A 17,779-nucleotide genomic window follows, 5' to 3' on the forward strand; every position below is an offset into this window, starting at 1 on the left:
AGTTAATTGCTAAATTAGCGCGTAGTATAAAGTGCTTTGGTGCTCACGTCATTAATTGGTAACGTGAGTCCCTTCTTTTTCGCCCATCACCACTGAAAGTAATGCGCCAGATTTATTCATATCGAATACTTGTAGCGGCACATTATGGTCACGACACAAACAGATCGCAGTTAAGTCCATGACACCCAGTTTTTCATCCAGCACCTGATCAAAGGTTAAAGTGTCATATTTAACCGCATCGTCATATTTGCTTGGATCTTTGTTATATACGCCATCGACTTTAGTGGCTTTCAAAATCAAATCTGATTCGATTTCAATACCACGCAAACATGCTGCGGTATCTGTGGTAAAGAATGGATTACCTGTACCTGCCACGAACACACACACTTCACCCTGAGTCAGGTGACGGATCGCATCACGGCTCGAGTAAGACTCAACCACAGTACCAATTGGCAGTGCAGACATCAAACGGGTTTTAATATTACGGCGCACCAAAGCGTCGCGTAGTGCCAGACCGTTCATCACGGTTGCCAGCATACCCATCTGGTCGCCAGTGACCCGGCCAACCAGACCGTCTTTTTGCAGCTGGCTACCGCGGTACAGGTTACCACCACCAACCACGATACCTACTTGTACGCCTAAACCTACAAGGTGCGCAATAGAAAGCGACATCTGGTCGAGCACTTGTGCATCGATTCCCATGTCTTTATTGCCTGCCAATGCTTCACCAGAAAGCTTTAACAGGATGCGACCAAAGCGTGGCTTTTTAGAATCCAACATCATCAAACTCCAAAGTATTCAATTTAAATTTTTTTAATTCAAAATCTTAAGCAGATTTGACTGAAATGAGTTTTGCATACAGATCGTACTCGTCTGCATCGGTAATCTCGACTTCAAGCAAATCCCCTGCCTTAATGACGCTTTTATCGATATCTTCAACAAAAACATTGCCATCAATTTCAGGTGCATCTGCATAAGAACGCGCAACTGCCACCGGGAATTCTTCTTCCAGATCATCTACCAGCACGGTCATGGTCTGACCAATACGTTTTTGGAGTTTGGCTGCCGAGATTTCTTGCTGAACCTGCATGAAACGCTCATAACGCTCTTGTTTAATTTCTTCAGGAACGTGGTCTGGCAAATCGTTTGCTGTCGCACCTTCAACTGGTGAATAGGTAAAGCAACCTACACGATCCAATTGAGCTTGTTTCAACCAATCGAGCAGCATCTGGAAGTCTTCTTCGGTTTCACCCGGGAAGCCCACCACAAATGTTGAACGGATAACCAGATCAGGACATTTTTCACGCCAGATATTCAATCGCTCCAGTGTGTTTTCACTGTGCGCAGGACGTTTCATCAGCTTGAGAATTTTTGGACTCGCATGCTGAAATGGAATATCCAGATAAGGCAGGATTTTGCCTTGAGCCATCAGGTCAATCACGGCATCGACATGCGGATATGGATAAACATAGTGCAAACGCACCCAGATTCCCAACTGACCGAGTGCTTCACACATGTCATAGAATTTGGTTTTCACCGGCTGGCCGTTCCAGAAATCCAGCTTGTATTTGGTGTCCAGACCGTAAGCAGAAGTATCCTGGGAGATAACGAGTACTTCTTTAACACCGGCACGTTTCAGCGCTGCGGCTTCTTCAAGCACAGAACCAACTGGACGGGAGACCAAATCACCACGCATGCTTGGAATAATACAGAAAGTACAACGATGGTTGCAGCCTTCCGATATTTTCAAATAGGCATAATGTTTAGGTGTTAGGCGGATACCTTGCTCTGGAACTAAATCAATAAATGGATTGTGTTTTGGCGGTTCAGGCACGTATTGATGAACCGCATCCATAACATCTTTATATGCCGCTGCACCTGTCACTTTCAGGACATTCGGATGCATCTGGCGAATCTTGTCTTCGTCTTTACCTAGACAGCCTGTTACGATGACGCGACCATTCGCGCTCATCGCCTCACCAATCGCGTCTAGCGATTCTTGCACTGCGGATTCAATGAAACCACAGGTATTTACTACAACTAAATCAGCACCGTCATAATCCGAAGCGACGTCATAACCTTCAGTCTTTAACTGGGTTAAAATACGTTCAGAATCTACCAATGCCTTAGGACAACCTAAAGATACAAAACCGACTTTGGGGGACTTCATGAATTTTCGCTCTACTAGAATGCGCGTATTGTATGTCTTTTCGCATCATAAAAATAGTTGAAAACCTGACTCTTTGCATCATGCACTAAAATAACGCCATAAAATATACAACATATTTGCGCGCGCACCAAAATAGAACATTTTAGATTTACAGCCTCAATTTAATCCGCTATACCTAAGATGAATTGTGTCGCTGTGGCACATTTCTGCATTTCATCGCAATAAATAAGCTTTAGTCATAAAAGTTGGCGTGCATCTTGCATCAAATCAGAACTTAAAATTGATTAAATTGCTTTATGAAGATGCCATTGCGCCATTTTAATACAGGAAAAAAACCGCGAATGGATCAGCTTATTCCGATCGACTATCGTGTTTTAGTGGACAATATGACCACGTGTATCTTATTGGTAGACCGCGATCTTAATATTTATTATCTCAACTCTGCCTGCGAAGCCTTATTTGATGTGAGCTTATTTCGCGCCAGTGGAAGTCCGGCACTGGGTCTTCTGCAACATCCGACCGATGAGTTTAATACTGAAGAAGCGCTGAACAACACTTTAACTACAGGCCAACCTTATACGCGCCGTGAAGCCACACTGATTGTCAACTTTAAGGACATTCATGTCGATTACACCGTTTCTCAGCTAAATCTGGGTAAGCCCTATCACCCACTATTGTTAATCGAGCTCAATCCTCGTGACCGCATGCTTAAAATTTCGCGTGAAGAAAACCTGATTCAGCAACATCAAGTGGCTCGCCAGCTGATTCGCGGTGTCGCGCACGAAATCAAGAACCCACTCGGCGGAATTCGGGGGGCAACACAACTTCTGGCTCGCAGTCTGAATGATCCACAATACAAAGAATTTACCGATATTATTATTAGTGAAGTCGATCGACTCCGAAATCTGGCCGACACCATGCTCGGTTCACGCCAACTGCCAAGCTATGAGCTGGTAAATGTACATGAGCCACTTGAGCGGGTGCGCTCACTCATCGCCAATCAAAGCAAAAAGAAAATCAAGATTATTCGGGATTATGACCTGTCCTTACCTGAAGTGCTGGCAGACCGTGATCAACTGATTCAGGTGATCTTGAATATTTGCGCCAATGCAGTACAGGCCATGACCGAGAACAAAGAGTTTTTTGTCGATCACCAGCCTGAACTGGTTTTAAGAACCCGGATTCAGCGCCTATTTACCATTAACGGGGCAATTCATCGCTCTGTGGTACGCATTGATATTGAAGACAATGGCCCTGGGGTCCCCGAAGACATTATCGAATCTGTGTTTTATCCACTGGTCACCAGTCGCGCCAAAGGTACCGGACTGGGTCTCAGTATTGCTCAAAATATTATTCATCAGCATAACGGCATGATTGAATGTCAGTCCGTGGCTGGAAAAACCGTGTTTAGCTTATATTTACCTTGGGAGTCGAATCATGTCGCGAAATAAAATATGGGTGATTGATGACGATCGTGCCATGCGCTGGGTACTGGAAAAAACCTTTAAAGAAGAAGGCTTGGACGTGACCAGCTTTGAAGAAGCACAATCCGCACTAGATCAACTCAGTGTTGATGCACCAGATGTGATTCTGACCGATATCCGTATGCCGGGGATTGATGGACTCACCTTCTTGGGTAAGGTCAAACACAATTATCCTGACCTGCCTGTGATTATTATGACGGCGCATTCAGACCTAGAGTCTGCTGTATCAAGTTATCAGACTGGTGCTTTTGAATATCTGCCAAAGCCTTTTGATATTGATGAAGCGCTGGCACTGGTCAATCGTGCGATTTTGCATATTACCAAGCTGCAACAACAAGAATCAGCAAAAGTTGCCCCGCCGATTCAATCGACTGAAATTATCGGTGAATCTCCCGCCATGCAGGAAGTGTTTCGCGCCATCGGCCGTTTAGCGCAATCGCATATTACTGTACTCATTAATGGTGAGTCCGGTACAGGGAAAGAATTGGTGGCACATGCCTTGCACCGCCATTCACCGCGTAGTGCAAAGCCCTTTATTGCCCTGAATATGGCAGCCATTCCCAAAGACCTGATCGAAACCGAACTTTTTGGTCACGAAAAAGGTGCATTTACCGGTGCCAATACCCAGCGTCAAGGTCGTTTTGAACAGGCCAACGGCGGCACGCTGTTTCTGGATGAAATTGGCGACATGCCTTTTGAAACCCAAACCCGTTTATTGCGTGTTTTGGCCGATGGCGAGTTTTATCGTGTCGGTGGTCATATTCCCGTCAAGGTTGATGTGCGGATTGTGGCTGCCACACATCAGGATCTGGAAAAACTGGTACATGACGGCCGTTTCCGTGAAGACTTGTATCACCGCCTGAATGTGATTCGGATTCACATTCCAAAACTGGCACATCGCAGTGAAGACATTCCGATGCTGGCGCAACACTTCCTGGCACGTGCTGGTAAAGAACTCGGCGTTAATCCCAAAATTCTGCGTCCTGAAACCCAGGAATATATGCAAAAACTGCCGTGGCAAGGCAACGTACGTCAATTGGAGAATACCTGTCGCTGGCTAACCGTAATGATCACGGGTCGTGAAGTCTATCCAGAAGACCTACCACCTGAACTGAAACAAATTCCAATTCAAGATTTGGATTTAGGTTCACCAATTCCAAACTTAAACCAAGTGGGTCCACAGCACTGGGATGAATTACTAGGTCAATGGGCCATGCAAAAACTCAAAAATGGCGAGATGAAACTTTTGGATGTCGCTACACCGATGTTTGAGCGCACCCTGATTAATGCTGCATTACAACAAACCCGTGGTCGCAAACGTCATGCAGCTGAACTTTTGGGCTGGGGCCGTAACACGCTGACCCGCAAGCTCAAAGAACTCGGTATGGATACGGCCGATGATGAGGTAGAAGAAGAAATCGAAAGTCCAAGCTAATCTATAAAAGTACCTTCGGGTTACTGCTCTCTCACAGTTGAATTCCAGGTATTTGATTTGTGAGTGTGGCAAGGATGCCAGACATTCCCCATCATGACAGGATGTAGTGTATGGGGGATAAAGACTTTTGCCTACTTTTGGTCTGTCAAAAGTAGGATTTAGCCTACACAAAGTAATTTAAATTTTTCAAAGAAAAGACAAGGCTTTGAAAAATTAAATATATAAAAATATCAAATATTTAAGCATATGGTGTCATCATATTGACTTGGTACTGAAATAAAGCTCAAATTGTGGAACAGTAGTGAACTTCGGGTGCTTTTTTATACTAAGATGAGCTAAACAGTCAAGCCGATATAACGCGAATAACCTGCTGCGCCCAAGTCTGACTTTAAGATCAGATAATCTGAATAAGTACTGGCGGTAATTTCATCAAACATATTCACCTGATCGTCATTGGCATGCAGATCATCTACCGAACGCGGCATGCTATGCTCAAATTCATCGGTCATATATTCAAAGCCAATATCCATGGCAATAAATAAAGTATGTTCACACGGCTGCACATATTGTTCTTCAGTCCAGTCAATAATATTCTGCTGGCAATGTGGACAGGCAATATTATCGGTGGCCTGAATATCGAGTTCGATCAGTTGGTAAGGCATATAAAAATCAGTCTGTTTGCTATCCATCTATTTTAGCAAATTTTATCTGCCGATTTTACTCAATTAAAATATGAGCCATAACAAAGGAATCCGTAGATTCCTTTTTAATAGCAATAAAAATAGAAAACTGGCTTATTTATGAGCTGCCTTATAACGTGACAGTGCCGTGACTGCTACCGCTGATACAACCACCGCAGGTAAACTTGCCATAAGGATACCTGTAGTTCCCAAACCTAATGCCAAAATTTTCCCGGTTAATAACGGACCGGTCATGGCACCTAAACGACCTAAAGAAATGGCGCTGCCTACGCCTGTAACTTTACCTGCACCTGAATAAAAAATCGGTGAGATGCCATACAGAATAGATTGACCACCTGTAGAAAAGATCCCACCCATCACGCCGGCTAAAATTAATAGCGGAATCGAGGTACTGGTGAACAACAAAACCAAGGCAACAAATAAGCCGCTGTAAATAAGGGTTGCCATTTGCCACAATTTTAAACGATCTAGCAAATAACCCAAACCCAAGGTTCCTATCACCGCACCCACCTGAAACACCAGCATCACCAGAAATGCCTGCTGTTTTTGCAAGCCTTGTTCCATTAGCAGATTAGGCAACCAGCTAATCAGAATATAGTTGATCATCAAGGTAAAAAAGAAACCCACCCAAAGCGGCACTGTATTTTTATACTGTTGCTGCTTGAACAAAACCTCGACCATGCCCGGTACAGCTTCGCCAGATCTTTTTTGCGCTACCGCTGCTGTAGACTGATCTTTAAGAATAAAGGTCATAAAAGGGAGAAGCGCTAAAGGCGTTAAACCACCAATTAAAAATAAAGTCTGCCATTGAATATCTGGAAGCAGCATAGCCAAACCGGCGACAAAAATAGCACCGACAGGCAGGCCACAATACATCAAGCTATTGAGCTTACCGCGATTGGCTTCAGTTGCTTCATCTCCAACCACGGAAATCATGGTCGGCATTGCAGCACCCAGACCCAAACCGGTCAAGAAACGCGCAGCATATAAAACCTCGATGCTCGGTGCAATTGCAGTCAGCGACATGAACACACCAAAAATAGCCACAGACAACATCAGGACTTTCTTTTGTCCCAAATAATCCGCGATACGTCCGCCAAAGAATGCACCAAAGAGCATTCCAAAGACGCCCAGACTAAACACATAGCCCATCTGAACCTGATCTAAAGCAAAGCTTGCCGCAATTCCTTTTGCTGCAATTCCAGGAGCCTGAAGATCGAAACCCTCAAAAAATGCCACCCAAAAGCACAAGAAAATCGTCAATATTTTTCGTAATTTTTCACTATAAGGCTGTATCATGATTGATCTCCATCAATAACCTATAAATCGTTTGATAGCCTGACGATCCTATTCCCCCTATTCTTATCCTAATCTGGTCAGAGAAATACCACGACAATAGTCGGATTTAAGTCCATCAACTCTACTTAATACCCTTTCCATTAGACCTAAAAGCTAAAATTTATAGACTTTTTACATCTTAATAATTTTTATTATCTTTATAAATAAGACACTTAGTTAAATAGTAGTTATTTATAATTGAATGATAGCCGAGACTTATACAAAAATATCAGCCGATAAAAAGCCCGCATTGCGCGGGCTTTTTCACACTGTATTCTTAAGCAGATTTTTTCGTTTGTGCATTCTTACGAATCGTAATCATCACCAATTGAACAGCCGCAGGCGTCACACCCGGAATACGGCTGGCTTGCGCCAATGTTTCAGGACGTACATCCTTCAGTTTCAACGTGATTTCACGCGACAGCCCCGACACGATGTCATAATCGAAGTCGCCTGGAATACGGGTTTCTTCAAGACGTTTCATTTGTGCCACATCTTCATGCTGACGGTTGATATAACCCGCATATTTCACTGCGATTTCAATCTGATCACCGACCTGCGCAGATACATCAGAACCGGTTAACTCGGCAATTTGCGCAAATGAAATATTTGGACGTTTCAAAAGATCGATCGCTGAACATTCTTTAGATAAATCTGCGCCAGTCATCTCAACGAATTTCTTGCCCATTGGATTGTTTGGCGCCGCCCAAAGATGCTGCAAACGACCGGTTTCTTTTTCAACTGCTTCCATTTTTTCGCAGTAAACCGCCCAACGTGCATCATCGACCAGACCCAATTCACGACCGATCGCAGTTAAACGCTGGTCGGCATTGTCTTCACGTAACATCAAACGATATTCAGCACGTGAGGTAAACATACGGTACGGTTCTTTGGTGCCTAACGTAATCAGGTCATCTACCAATACACCCATATAGGCTTCATCGCGTTTTGGTGTCCACTGCCCTTGATCCCAGGCACGACGTGCAGCATTTAAACCTGCCAGCAAACCTTGTGCACCTGCTTCTTCATAACCAGTGGTTCCATTAATTTGACCAGCGAAATACAGGTTATTAATGGCTTTGGTTTCAAGGGTAAATTTCAACGCTTGCGGGTTGAAATAATCGTACTCGATCGCATAACCCGGACGCAAAATATGCGCATTTTCCATACCACGGATTGAGCGAACCAACTCAAACTGCACATCAAATGGCAATGAAGTTGAAATACCATTTGGATAAAGCTCATGCGTATCCAGACCTTCCGGTTCCAAGAATACTTGATGCGAGTCTTTATCGGCAAAACGGTGAATCTTGTCTTCAATTGATGGGCAATAACGCGGCCCCACACCTTCAATTTTACCGGTATACATTGGTGAGCGATCTAGACCACCGCGAATAATCTCATGCGTACGTTCATTGGTATGGGTGATATAGCAGTTCACCTGTTCCGGATGCATAGACGCATCGCCCATAAACGACATGGTCGGAGATGGGAAATCACCCGGCTGCGGTGTCATTACAGAAAAGTCGACCGAACGTGCATCGATACGCGGTGGTGTACCGGTTTTTAAACGCCCCACAGGTAAATTCAATTCGCGCAAACGTGCTGCCAATGAAATCGATGGCGGATCACCGGCACGACCACCACTGGATTTTTCCAGACCAACGTGAATTACGCCGCCCAAGAATGTACCCGCAGTCAACACCACAGTTTTGGCATCAAAACGAATGCCCATTTGGGTAACCACACCTTTGACGGTATCGCCTTCAACAATCAGGTCATCAGCCGCTTGCTGGAAAATATCCAAGTTCGCCTGATTCTCTAAGGTTTCACGAATTGCCGCTTTAAAACGGACACGGTCTGCCTGCGCACGTGTTGCACGAACTGCTGCACCTTTACGCGAGTTCAAAATACGGAACTGAATACCGCCTTTGTCGGCAGCCAGTGCCATTGCACCGCCCAAGGCATCAATTTCACGCACCAAGTGCGATTTACCAATACCACCGATGGCCGGGTTACAGCTCATCTGCCCTAAAGTCTCAATGTTATGAGTTAAGAGTAAAGTCTGTCGACCCATACGCGCTGCAGCCAGAGCTGCTTCTGTACCGGCGTGACCGCCACCGATAACAATGACATCGTATACTTTAGGATAATGCATAGTGGTAATTGAGAGATAAAAAAGGATAGCTGAGTATTATAGCAAATTTCATTCTAAAGTAGACAGATTCAGTCGAATTTATCCTGAGATAAAAAATGAATCATCTTGTACAAGAATCAAGCACTGTAATTTAACTTTGCAGAGGGACTATATAAATTAAACATATAAGTTCAGAAAATTACTCGATTTACACTGTTTAATTTTGAGTATTTTTTAAGCTATATACTGCTTACATTACAAACAAAGGTATAACTGATGAATAAGAATATTTTTCTCTCAACTGTTCTGTGTGGTTTATGTTTTGCGCCATTTGCAGCCTCAGCAAATGATAAGGTCGAAACCACTTATAATGCGCAAAAGTATCAACAGGTTTGTAAAGGCAAAACCCAAGGTGCACAAGTCAGTTTTGCCCATCGAGGCATTATCTGGAATGGAACCTGTGAGCCACAGTTTTTCGCTTCATCAAAAAATACTTCAATCAAAGGTGATGAAGCTGAACTCATGAGTACCTGTAGTGGCAATAGTAGCGCGACCACCGCCACCATTAATGGAACCGAAGTCAAAGGTAAATGTGCTTTAGGCTTTATGCCGCCACGCCCTCAGGGACAATCCCAAATGCACAGTCAGCCAATGCAACCACAAATAAGCCAGCCGCAAATGCAGCAACCAATGAATGACCAACAGACTCCGCCTGATGCGCAAATGCAAACTCAGCCAGGCATGTAAGCTGTCATAGCTCTAAATAGCTTACATTTCAAGTAAAAGCTTTGACGGGCAAAGTGAATACATTTTGCCCGTTTTATATTGCTTATTTATTCAGCTCCGCTACACTTAAAATCTATCTAAAAATCAATAATAAAAAGGATTTTTCATGGATTCGGGGTTTTTTAACTTTTTTTTGCCTATTACATTGGCAATCATGATGATGGGGCTGGGACTCGAATTAAAAATCAAGGATTTCCTGCGCTTAAGCCGCTATCCTAAAGTCATTTTTATTGCCCTATTTACACAGCTCGTGCTGTTGACCAGTATTGCTTTCTTTATTTGCCTGATTCTGGACTTAGCTCCTTTACTCGCAGTAGGTTTAATGCTTCTGGCCGCTTCACCAGGAGGCCCAACCGCCAACCTGTTTAGCTATCTGTATAAAGGCGATGTCGCACTGAATATCACCCTGACTGCCATCAATACCATCATTTCTATTTTCACCCTGCCCTTTATTATCAATCTCTCATTACAATACTTTATGAGTCACGACTCGACTGTGACATTTCCAGTTGAAAAAATGATACAGGTGTTTTTAATTACCCTGATCCCCGTGATCATCGGGATGCTGCTTCGAGCCAAATTTCCACATTTATCCATTACCGTCAGCAAATCGATGCGCTTCGTTTCAATTAGTTTTTTAAGCATACTCTTGATATTTGCCGTTTTTAGAGATCGTTTTAATCTCTTTGAATATTTTTCCAGTATTGGTTTAGCTACTGTGATTTTATGTTTTTCCAGCCTGTTTATTGGTTATTGCATTCCGCTACTGATGGGTATTCCAGAAAAAATGGCACGGGCCTGTACCTTTGAAATCGGCATTCATAATACGGCGATTGCGATCACCATTGCGATTTCGGTCTTAGGCGATGTCACTATGGCAATTCCGGCCGGCATTTACACCATTGTCATGTATAGTTTTGCGACTATTTTCGGGGTGATGATGAGTCGCCAATATATCGCTTATCGCCATAAAAATCGTTTATCGGATTTGTAATTTATTTGGCTGAGTCTGCGATAAAGCTGTATGCTTTTCCCAAGAAAAGCAAAAGTATTAAAATAATTTTTAACAAGGAGCATGACAGATGGATTCTGGCATTATTACGATTTTACTGCCGCTTGCGCTCGCGATTATTATGGTGGGTTTAGGTCTCGAACTTACCCTCAAAGATTTCGCCCGGGTCACCCAACATCCTAAAGCTGTTTTAGTCGCATTATTTTGTCAACTGGTCTTATTGGTCGGTATTGCATTTATCCTGTGTAAAGTTTTGGCCCTGCCTCCACTTCTTGCCGTGGGTCTGATGCTGTTAGCCGCCTCACCCGGCGGCAGTACGGCCAATCTGTTTAGCTATCTTTTCAAAGGTGATCTGGCACTCAACATCACCCTGACTGCGATTAATTCAGTGATTGCAGCCTTAACTTTACCGTTAATCGTTAATTTTTCGATTATGCATTTCATGCAGGACAGCCAGCAGATCACGCTCCAGCTTGGCAAAATTCTTCAGGTGTTTGGCATCATTATTATTCCTGTCGCGATTGGTATGCTGATTCGACATCATGCACCACGCCTGACTGAAAAACTGAATAGACCGCTGCGCATTTTTGCAGTCATATTCTTGATTCTGATTATTGTCGGGGCCATCTATAGTGAACGCACCAATATTGCCGAATATCTGACTCAGGTCGGTGTCGCCACGGCATTGTTCTGTATTTTCAGCCTGACCATCGGCTATTTTGTCCCCCGCTTAATGAATATAGATACCGCTCAGGCACGGGCCAGTGCCTTTGAAATCGGCATTCACAACAGCACATTAGCCATGACCATTGCCCTGACCGTGATGTCCAGCACTGCTGTGGCCATGCCTGCCGCGGTTTATTCAATCTTCATGTATATTTTTGCTGCCATTTTTGGTCTACTGCTTAACCGCTTTGCACCATTAGACAGAACACCTCTTCTCTCTAAGGTTTCATAAGTCTTTATAGAGCTTTATACAGGGTGCTTCGGCATCCTTTTTATTTTGGGTATGCATCAAGAAGATAGCAGCGTTGTGTCTGAACTTCCGTTACAATAGCTTTTTGAAAAATGTATAAAGGTTATTTCTGTGAAGTGGTTACAAATTCATATTACGGTTGAACAAGCTCAGGTCGATTATACTGAGACATTACTCAGCTCACTAGGCGCAGTGAGTGTGACCCTGGATGATGCTGAAAACCAGGATTTGCTGGAACCACTTCCAGGCGAAACACCACTCTGGAATAAAGTGATTGTGACTGGTATTTATGCACAGGAAGAAGGCGAAGAAATTGACGTTGCTGCACTAGAAACCTTTATTGGTGCGCAAATGCCAGAAGCGCCGATCAAGTACGAATTCATTGAAGATCAGGCTTGGGAACGCACCTGGATGGATGCGTATGAGCCAATCCAGATTGCTGAAAAATACTGGATTGTACCGGAATGGATGCAAGCACCTGAAGCCGATGCAGTCAATATCAAGCTTGATCCGGGTCTGGCATTCGGTACAGGGAACCACGCCTCTACATTCTTGTGCTTACAATGGCTCGGCAAAATTGACGTTAAAGACAAAATCGTCATCGATTATGGTTGTGGTTCAGGCATTCTCGCGGTAGCTGCCCTGCTCTTAGGTGCTAAAAAAGCATATGCCACTGATATTGACCCACAAGCAGTTCTGGCCACCCAGCAAAATGCTGAACTGAATGGTGTACTGGACAAACTTTATGTCGGCCTGCCAAAAGAATTTAGAGATGAACTCGGCACTACCAAGGCTGACGTATTTGTTGCCAATATTTTGGCTGCGCCACTAATGATGTTGGCTCCTGAGTTCGCAACTTTAATTAAATCTGAGGGACAGTTCGCACTTGCCGGAGTTATCGAAGAGCAAGTTGCTGATGTTACTAGCATTTACTCAAATTATTTTGATATATTAGAAGTAGAAAAACGAGACGAGCACTGGTGCCGTATCTCGGGTAAACGCCATAAGAATGAATGAGTCTACAAATAGTTTATGAGTGACAAACGAACCCATTGCCCTACCTGTTCCACCACCTACAAGGTCACAGTTGCTCAACTCACCATTGCGCAGGGTATGGTTTGCTGTCCCAAATGCACCACTTCATTTAATGCCTTATCGCATCTGGTGACCGAAGCTCAAAACTCGGTCACCACCTCAGCGTCTCAGGATCAAACCTATTCTCGATATAACCCACCTGCATATGGTCGCGATCAACAGCAAAATACGCACAGTCTTTTATATATTTTCGATCAGAAAGTTGAACATTCAAATATCGATCTGGAAACCTATTTAAACAATCTGAACTATTTTAGTACCGAACCTATCTCGGTACTGCCGAGCATGAACTGGGAAGATCAGGCAGAAAAACAGATATACCGCGGGCCAATGTACTATATTGGCTGGAGCATCTTGAACCTGATGCTATTTGGCATATTGCTGTTCCAGTTTTTCTGGTTTAATCCGCAATACATCAAAAATAGTCATATCATGAGTCTGGCCTTTAACAATGTATGCGAGGTGTTTAATTGTTCCAATCTGGAAAAATACTACACGCTGATTCAGGTCAATAAAGTCAAGATCAAGGCAACCAGTCACAAGAAAACTGAATTTAGCGGTGAGCTGATCAACTTCCATGACCGTAGCCTGGCTTTACCGATTTTAAGAATCAATCTGGAACAGCGCGGTGAAGTTGTTGCGACTTATAACCTGTCTGCCAAAGAGTACCTGATTGAAAGTCTGGTCAATATTGAACGTATCCCGAAAAACAGTCCATTCAAATTCAAATTTGAGCTTCCTGTCGATCGTAAAAGCTTTGATCGCTATAGTTTGGAAATAATTCGCCCTTAATCTGAATAGAAAGCATTAAAAAATTAAAAAAAGTTAAAAAAAATGCAGTTTTCTTGCTCACTTTTGCTTAGACAATGGTATGATACGCGCCACGAAAGCTATGTGCTGCAACTCCTCGCTACTTTTTCACAACAAATACAGTCTTGCCTAATGCGCTATAAAATTTATTGCGTATCGTGCAGATTTTTTTGTTTTGATTTTGGTCAGTAACAAAACTTTAACTATTGTTACGCTTATTTTTCGACCAAAACGTTGAGATGTGTCAAGCTATTGGCTCAATGCAATGATTAAGTTTTAGAACTCCAGTTTTAGGATCTAAAGCGGAGTTCATTTCAATTTTAGACCACTTTTTATATCGCTTTACCCAAGCGATATTTGTTTTTCGGATTAATTCGCATGAATAGCAAATCTCCTATTTTTACTGCACAATCTGATGTTGCTTTACGTATCCACGTAGATCGCGCAGTTCGCCATTATTTTGCGCAACTACAGGGCGAGCAACCATCTCAGGTATACGACATGGTGCTAGCAGAAATGGAGAAACCTCTTCTATCTGTAGTTCTAGAATATACACGTGGTAACCAAACACGTGCTGCCGAGATTCTCGGACTCAACCGTGGTACTTTACGTAAAAAGTTAAAAGCTCACGGTTTAATGAGTGAATAAATGATAAAATGCTTGCGGCTTCCGCAGGCATTTTTTTTAACCTGTAAATTGCTGATTTTGTTTTATTCTGTTCCTTGAAAACTGTGACGAAGATCATGACTATTAAACGCGCTTTAATCTCTGTGTCTGACAAGACTGGTATTGTTGAATTTGCACAAGAACTTGCTGCTCTAGGGGTAGAAATTTTATCTACAGGTGGTACCTACAAATTGTTGAAAGACAATAGTGTCGCTGTAGTAGAAGTTTCAGAGCATACTGGTTTCCCAGAGATGATGGACGGCCGTGTAAAAACGCTACATCCTAAAATTCATGGTGGTATTCTGGCTCGTCGTGGTCTAGACGAAGCTGTGATGGCTGAACACAACATTGATGCTATTGATTTAGTCGTTGTAAACCTCTATCCATTTGCTGCAACTGTAGCAAAACCAAACTGTTCACTGGCTGATGCGATCGAAAACATCGACATTGGTGGCCCTACCATGGTTCGCGCTGCGGCAAAAAACCATGCATCTGTAGGCATCGTGGTGAATGCTTCTGACTATGCCACTGTTGTAGCTGAGCTTAAAGCTGAAGGCGCTTTATCGCATGCGACTCGTTTCGACCTTGCAGTAAAAGCATTTGAACATACTGCACAATATGACGGCATGATCGCATCTTACCTTGGCGCTCGCGTAGGCAAACAAGAAGGTGAAGCGGACAAGTTTGCACGTACCTTCAATACACAATTGAACAAAGTTCAAGATCTTCGTTACGGTGAAAACCCGCACCAGTCTGCTGCATTCTACGTTGAAGACACAGCGACAGAAGCCTCAGTTTCAACTGCGAAACAGCTACAAGGTAAAGAACTCTCTTATAACAACATTGCAGACACAGACGCTGCACTTGAATGTGTTAAATCTTTTGCGAAACCTGCTTGTGTAATCGTTAAGCACGCAAACCCATGTGGCGTTGCAGTGTCTTTAGACGGCATTCAAGCGGCTTATGACCTTGCGTATGCAACAGATCCCGAATCTGCATTTGGCGGCATCATTGCATTCAACCGTAAATTAGACGTTGCAACTGCACAAGCGATTGTTGAGCGTCAATTCGTTGAAGTGATCATTGCACCAAGTATTGCTGATGGCGTACTTGAAGTGACTGGTGCGAAGAAAAACGTACGTGTTTTAGTTTGCGGTGAACTTCCAGCAATCGATGCACGTCAATCGCAACTTGATTACAAACGCGTGAATGGCGGCTTGTTAGTACAAGATCAAGACTTGGGCATGATTACTAAAGCTGATCTTAAAGTGGTGACCAAGCGCGCTCCGACTGAACAAGAAATCGATGACATGATCTTTGCCTGGAAAGTCGCAAAATACGTGAAATCTAATGCGATTGTTTATGCGAAAAACCGTCAAACCATTGGTGTTGGCGCAGGTCAAATGAGCCGTGTTAACTCTGCTCGTATTGCTGCAATTAAAGCTGAACATGCTGGCTTGGTGGTTGAGGGTGCTGTCATGGCGTCTGACGCATTCTTCCCATTCCGTGATGGTATTGATAACGCCGCTAAAGCGGGTATCAAATGCATTATCCAGCCGGGTGGTTCTATGCGTGACGAAGAAACCATTGCGGCTGCTGACGAAGCAGGTATTGCGATGGTGTTCACTGGCATGCGTCATTTCCGTCACTAATTGATTCAAAGTCGTATTTATTAATCCCCCTAAATCCCCCTTTGTAAAAAGGGGGACTTTTCACAAATAAAGGGACATTTTTATTCGTGAAGCCCTTCTTTTTTACAGGGTGAGAAGCATGGCTTCGCAAGGTGGGATTCTATTCTTTTGAGGGATTTTTAGATGAATATTTTAGTTTTGGGTAATGGCGGTCGTGAACATGCACTTGCATGGAAAATCGCACAAGACGATAAAGTTGCAAAAGTCTTTGTTGCTCCGGGCAACGCAGGTACAGCCACTGAAAATAAATGTGAAAACGTAAATTTAAGTATTTTAGACAATGCTGCGATTATCGATTTCGCAAAAAACAATGCCGTTGAGCTTGTCATTGTCGGCCCAGAAGCTCCATTGGTAAACGGTGTCGTTGATGCTTGCCGTGAGGCAGGTGTAAAAATTTGGGGTCCAACTCAATTTGCTGCGCAGCTTGAAGGCTCTAAAGCATTTGCGAAACATTTCTTAAAACGCCATAACATTCCAACTGCTTTCTATGATGTATTCACAGAAGTTGATGCAGCAAAAGCATTTGTAGAAAAAAATGGCGCGCCAATCGTGATCAAGGCGGATGGTCTTGCTGCGGGCAAAGGCGTGATCGTTGCCATGACCAATCAAGAAGCTTTCGATGCGATTGATGACATGCTTGCAGGCAACAAATTTGGCGATGCAGGTTCTCGCGTTGTAATTGAAGAATTCCTTGCAGGCGAAGAAGCATCTTTCATTTGTATGATTGATGGCGACAACATCTTACCTATGGCGACTTCACAAGATCACAAACGTATCTTTGAAGGCGACCAAGGTCCAAACACAGGTGGTATGGGTGCTTACTCGCCTGCGCCTGTTGTGACTGCGGATATATTTGAAAAAACCATGAATGAAGTGATGCGTCCTACCGTTGAAGGTATGAAAAAAGACGGACACGTTTATACTGGTTTCTTATATGCAGGCTTGATGATTGATGAACAAGGTCAACCGAAAGTGATCGAGTTCAACTGCCGTTTTGGCGACCCTGAAACTCAACCAATCATGATGCGTTTAAAATCATCTTTAGTGGATTTGGTTCAAGCAGGCTTAGACGGTAATTTACCGAAAGAAACTGAATGGGATGAGCGCAAGACTGTCGGTATCGTACTGGCATCGAAAGGCTACCCAGAAACATCAAGCAATGGTGATGTGATTTCTGGTTTAGACACTGAAATGACTGATGCAAAAGTTTTCCATGCCGGTACGAAAGCCAATGAAAATGGCGAGATTGTGACTGCGGGTGGTCGTGTACTTTGCGTAACTGCGCTAGGCAATACCATTGGCGAAGCACAAGCCAAAGCTTTGGAGCTTTGTGAAAAAGTGATATTCGACGGCGTTCAATATCGTAAAGATATCGGTTACCGTGCCATTGCACGTGAAAATGCTTAATCTTAATTTTGATTAAGTAAAAACCCCGCTGAGTGCGGGGTTTTTTAATACATTTATTTCATCAGAGATAC

At 43.5% G+C, this 17,779-nt stretch carries 15 protein-coding genes; 10 read left to right on the top strand and 5 right to left on the bottom strand.

What is annotated here, in order from left to right:
• Positions 1-51: 51 nt before the first annotated feature.
• Both pyrH and rimO read right to left on the bottom strand, forming a co-directional pair.
• Entirely contained in the window at positions 52-780 is a 729-nt protein-coding gene (gene pyrH / locus KT990_RS13360; protein WP_005171248.1) for a UMP kinase, read from the bottom strand.
• Between the two features lie 46 nt (positions 781-826).
• Positions 827-2,170 carry a 30S ribosomal protein S12 methylthiotransferase RimO gene (gene rimO, locus KT990_RS13365; protein ID WP_005096703.1) on the bottom strand — a complete coding sequence of 448 codons (1,344 nt, stop codon included), beginning with the start codon at positions 2,168-2,170 and terminating at the stop codon, positions 827-829.
• Positions 2,171-2,511: 341 nt separating this feature from the next.
• On the opposite strand from rimO, the gene glnL reads away from it, so the two are divergent.
• Together glnL and glnG are read left to right on the top strand one after the other, a co-directional pair.
• Positions 2,512-3,621, top strand: a complete 1,110-nt coding sequence (gene glnL / locus KT990_RS13370; RefSeq protein WP_005096702.1) for a nitrogen regulation protein NR(II) — start codon at positions 2,512-2,514, stop codon at positions 3,619-3,621.
• Positions 3,608-5,089 (top strand): nitrogen regulation protein NR(I), encoded by a 1,482-nt coding sequence (glnG, locus tag KT990_RS13375; RefSeq protein ID WP_005096701.1) that lies wholly within the window; start codon positions 3,608-3,610, stop codon positions 5,087-5,089. The genes glnL and glnG overlap by 14 nt, the downstream gene beginning before the upstream one ends.
• A gap of 335 nt (positions 5,090-5,424) precedes the next feature.
• Here the strand turns inward: glnG and KT990_RS13380 are convergent, their stop codons facing one another.
• From KT990_RS13380 to mnmG, 3 genes are all read right to left on the bottom strand, one after another.
• Positions 5,425-5,751 (bottom strand): hypothetical protein, encoded by a 327-nt coding sequence (locus KT990_RS13380; protein WP_035337926.1) that lies wholly within the window; start codon positions 5,749-5,751, stop codon positions 5,425-5,427.
• A 132-nt stretch (positions 5,752-5,883) separates the two neighbouring features.
• Positions 5,884-7,089: a 3-(3-hydroxy-phenyl)propionate transporter MhpT gene (gene mhpT / locus KT990_RS13385; RefSeq protein WP_218208917.1), complete on the bottom strand. Its 1,206-nt coding sequence runs from the start codon at positions 7,087-7,089 to the stop codon at positions 5,884-5,886.
• Between the two features lie 316 nt (positions 7,090-7,405).
• Positions 7,406-9,286 carry a tRNA uridine-5-carboxymethylaminomethyl(34) synthesis enzyme MnmG gene (gene mnmG, locus KT990_RS13390; RefSeq protein ID WP_005171251.1) on the bottom strand — a complete coding sequence of 627 codons (1,881 nt, stop codon included), beginning with the start codon at positions 9,284-9,286 and terminating at the stop codon, positions 7,406-7,408.
• Between the two features lie 255 nt (positions 9,287-9,541).
• Here mnmG and KT990_RS13395 point away from each other — a divergent pair, with 255 nt between their 5' ends.
• The 8 genes from KT990_RS13395 (at position 9,542) to purD (ending at position 17,708) form a co-directional block, all read left to right on the top strand.
• A complete protein-coding gene (locus KT990_RS13395; RefSeq protein WP_218208918.1) occupies positions 9,542-10,012 on the top strand; it encodes a hypothetical protein in 471 nt (156 codons plus the stop codon).
• Positions 10,013-10,157: 145 nt separating this feature from the next.
• Positions 10,158-11,045 carry a bile acid:sodium symporter family protein gene (locus KT990_RS13400; RefSeq protein ID WP_005171255.1) on the top strand — a complete coding sequence of 296 codons (888 nt, stop codon included), beginning with the start codon at positions 10,158-10,160 and terminating at the stop codon, positions 11,043-11,045.
• Between the two features lie 88 nt (positions 11,046-11,133).
• Positions 11,134-12,021 (top strand): bile acid:sodium symporter family protein, encoded by an 888-nt coding sequence (locus tag KT990_RS13405; protein WP_005096694.1) that lies wholly within the window; start codon positions 11,134-11,136, stop codon positions 12,019-12,021.
• A gap of 129 nt (positions 12,022-12,150) precedes the next feature.
• The gene (prmA, locus tag KT990_RS13410) at positions 12,151-13,056 is read left to right on the top strand and encodes a 50S ribosomal protein L11 methyltransferase (protein WP_218208919.1); all 906 of its coding nucleotides are present in this window, start codon (positions 12,151-12,153) and stop codon (positions 13,054-13,056) included.
• Positions 13,057-13,071: 15 nt separating this feature from the next.
• On the top strand, positions 13,072-13,926 hold the full coding sequence (locus tag KT990_RS13415) for a zinc-ribbon and DUF3426 domain-containing protein (protein WP_218208920.1): 855 nt from the start codon (positions 13,072-13,074) through the stop codon (positions 13,924-13,926).
• A 396-nt stretch (positions 13,927-14,322) separates the two neighbouring features.
• Complete coding sequence (gene fis / locus KT990_RS13420; RefSeq protein WP_001086304.1) at positions 14,323-14,592, top strand: DNA-binding transcriptional regulator Fis; 270 nt, start codon at positions 14,323-14,325, stop codon at positions 14,590-14,592.
• Positions 14,593-14,687: 95 nt separating this feature from the next.
• Positions 14,688-16,262, top strand: coding sequence for a bifunctional phosphoribosylaminoimidazolecarboxamide formyltransferase/IMP cyclohydrolase (gene purH, locus KT990_RS13425; protein ID WP_218208921.1), 1,575 nt, complete (start codon positions 14,688-14,690; stop codon positions 16,260-16,262).
• 162 nt (positions 16,263-16,424) lie between these two features.
• A complete protein-coding gene (gene purD, locus KT990_RS13430) occupies positions 16,425-17,708 on the top strand; it encodes a phosphoribosylamine--glycine ligase (protein ID WP_218208922.1) in 1,284 nt (427 codons plus the stop codon).
• Positions 17,709-17,779: the final 71 nt, after the last annotated feature.

The organism is Acinetobacter sp. F9, assembly GCF_019195275.1.
Classification (GTDB): Bacteria; Pseudomonadota; Gammaproteobacteria; order Pseudomonadales; family Moraxellaceae; genus Acinetobacter; species Acinetobacter pseudolwoffii.

Excerpts from the sequence above, each read along its gene's own strand:
- pyrH (WP_005171248.1), bottom strand. The coding sequence starts at position 780 with ATGTTGGATTCTAAAAAGCCACGCTTTGGTCGCATCCTGTTAAAGCTT.
- glnL (WP_005096702.1), top strand. The coding sequence starts at position 2,512 with ATGGATCAGCTTATTCCGATCGACTATCGTGTTTTAGTGGACAATATG.
- mhpT (WP_218208917.1), bottom strand. The coding sequence starts at position 7,089 with ATGATACAGCCTTATAGTGAAAAATTACGAAAAATATTGACGATTTTC.
- fis (WP_001086304.1), top strand. The coding sequence starts at position 14,323 with ATGAATAGCAAATCTCCTATTTTTACTGCACAATCTGATGTTGCTTTA.
- KT990_RS13400 (WP_005171255.1), top strand. The coding sequence starts at position 10,158 with ATGGATTCGGGGTTTTTTAACTTTTTTTTGCCTATTACATTGGCAATC.
- mnmG (WP_005171251.1), bottom strand. The coding sequence starts at position 9,286 with ATGCATTATCCTAAAGTATACGATGTCATTGTTATCGGTGGCGGTCAC.
- KT990_RS13405 (WP_005096694.1), top strand. The coding sequence starts at position 11,134 with ATGGATTCTGGCATTATTACGATTTTACTGCCGCTTGCGCTCGCGATT.
- KT990_RS13395 (WP_218208918.1), top strand. The coding sequence starts at position 9,542 with ATGAATAAGAATATTTTTCTCTCAACTGTTCTGTGTGGTTTATGTTTT.
- rimO (WP_005096703.1), bottom strand. The coding sequence starts at position 2,170 with ATGAAGTCCCCCAAAGTCGGTTTTGTATCTTTAGGTTGTCCTAAGGCA.
- purD (WP_218208922.1), top strand. The coding sequence starts at position 16,425 with ATGAATATTTTAGTTTTGGGTAATGGCGGTCGTGAACATGCACTTGCA.
- glnG (WP_005096701.1), top strand. The coding sequence starts at position 3,608 with ATGTCGCGAAATAAAATATGGGTGATTGATGACGATCGTGCCATGCGC.
- KT990_RS13415 (WP_218208920.1), top strand. The coding sequence starts at position 13,072 with ATGAGTGACAAACGAACCCATTGCCCTACCTGTTCCACCACCTACAAG.
- purH (WP_218208921.1), top strand. The coding sequence starts at position 14,688 with ATGACTATTAAACGCGCTTTAATCTCTGTGTCTGACAAGACTGGTATT.
- KT990_RS13380 (WP_035337926.1), bottom strand. The coding sequence starts at position 5,751 with ATGCCTTACCAACTGATCGAACTCGATATTCAGGCCACCGATAATATT.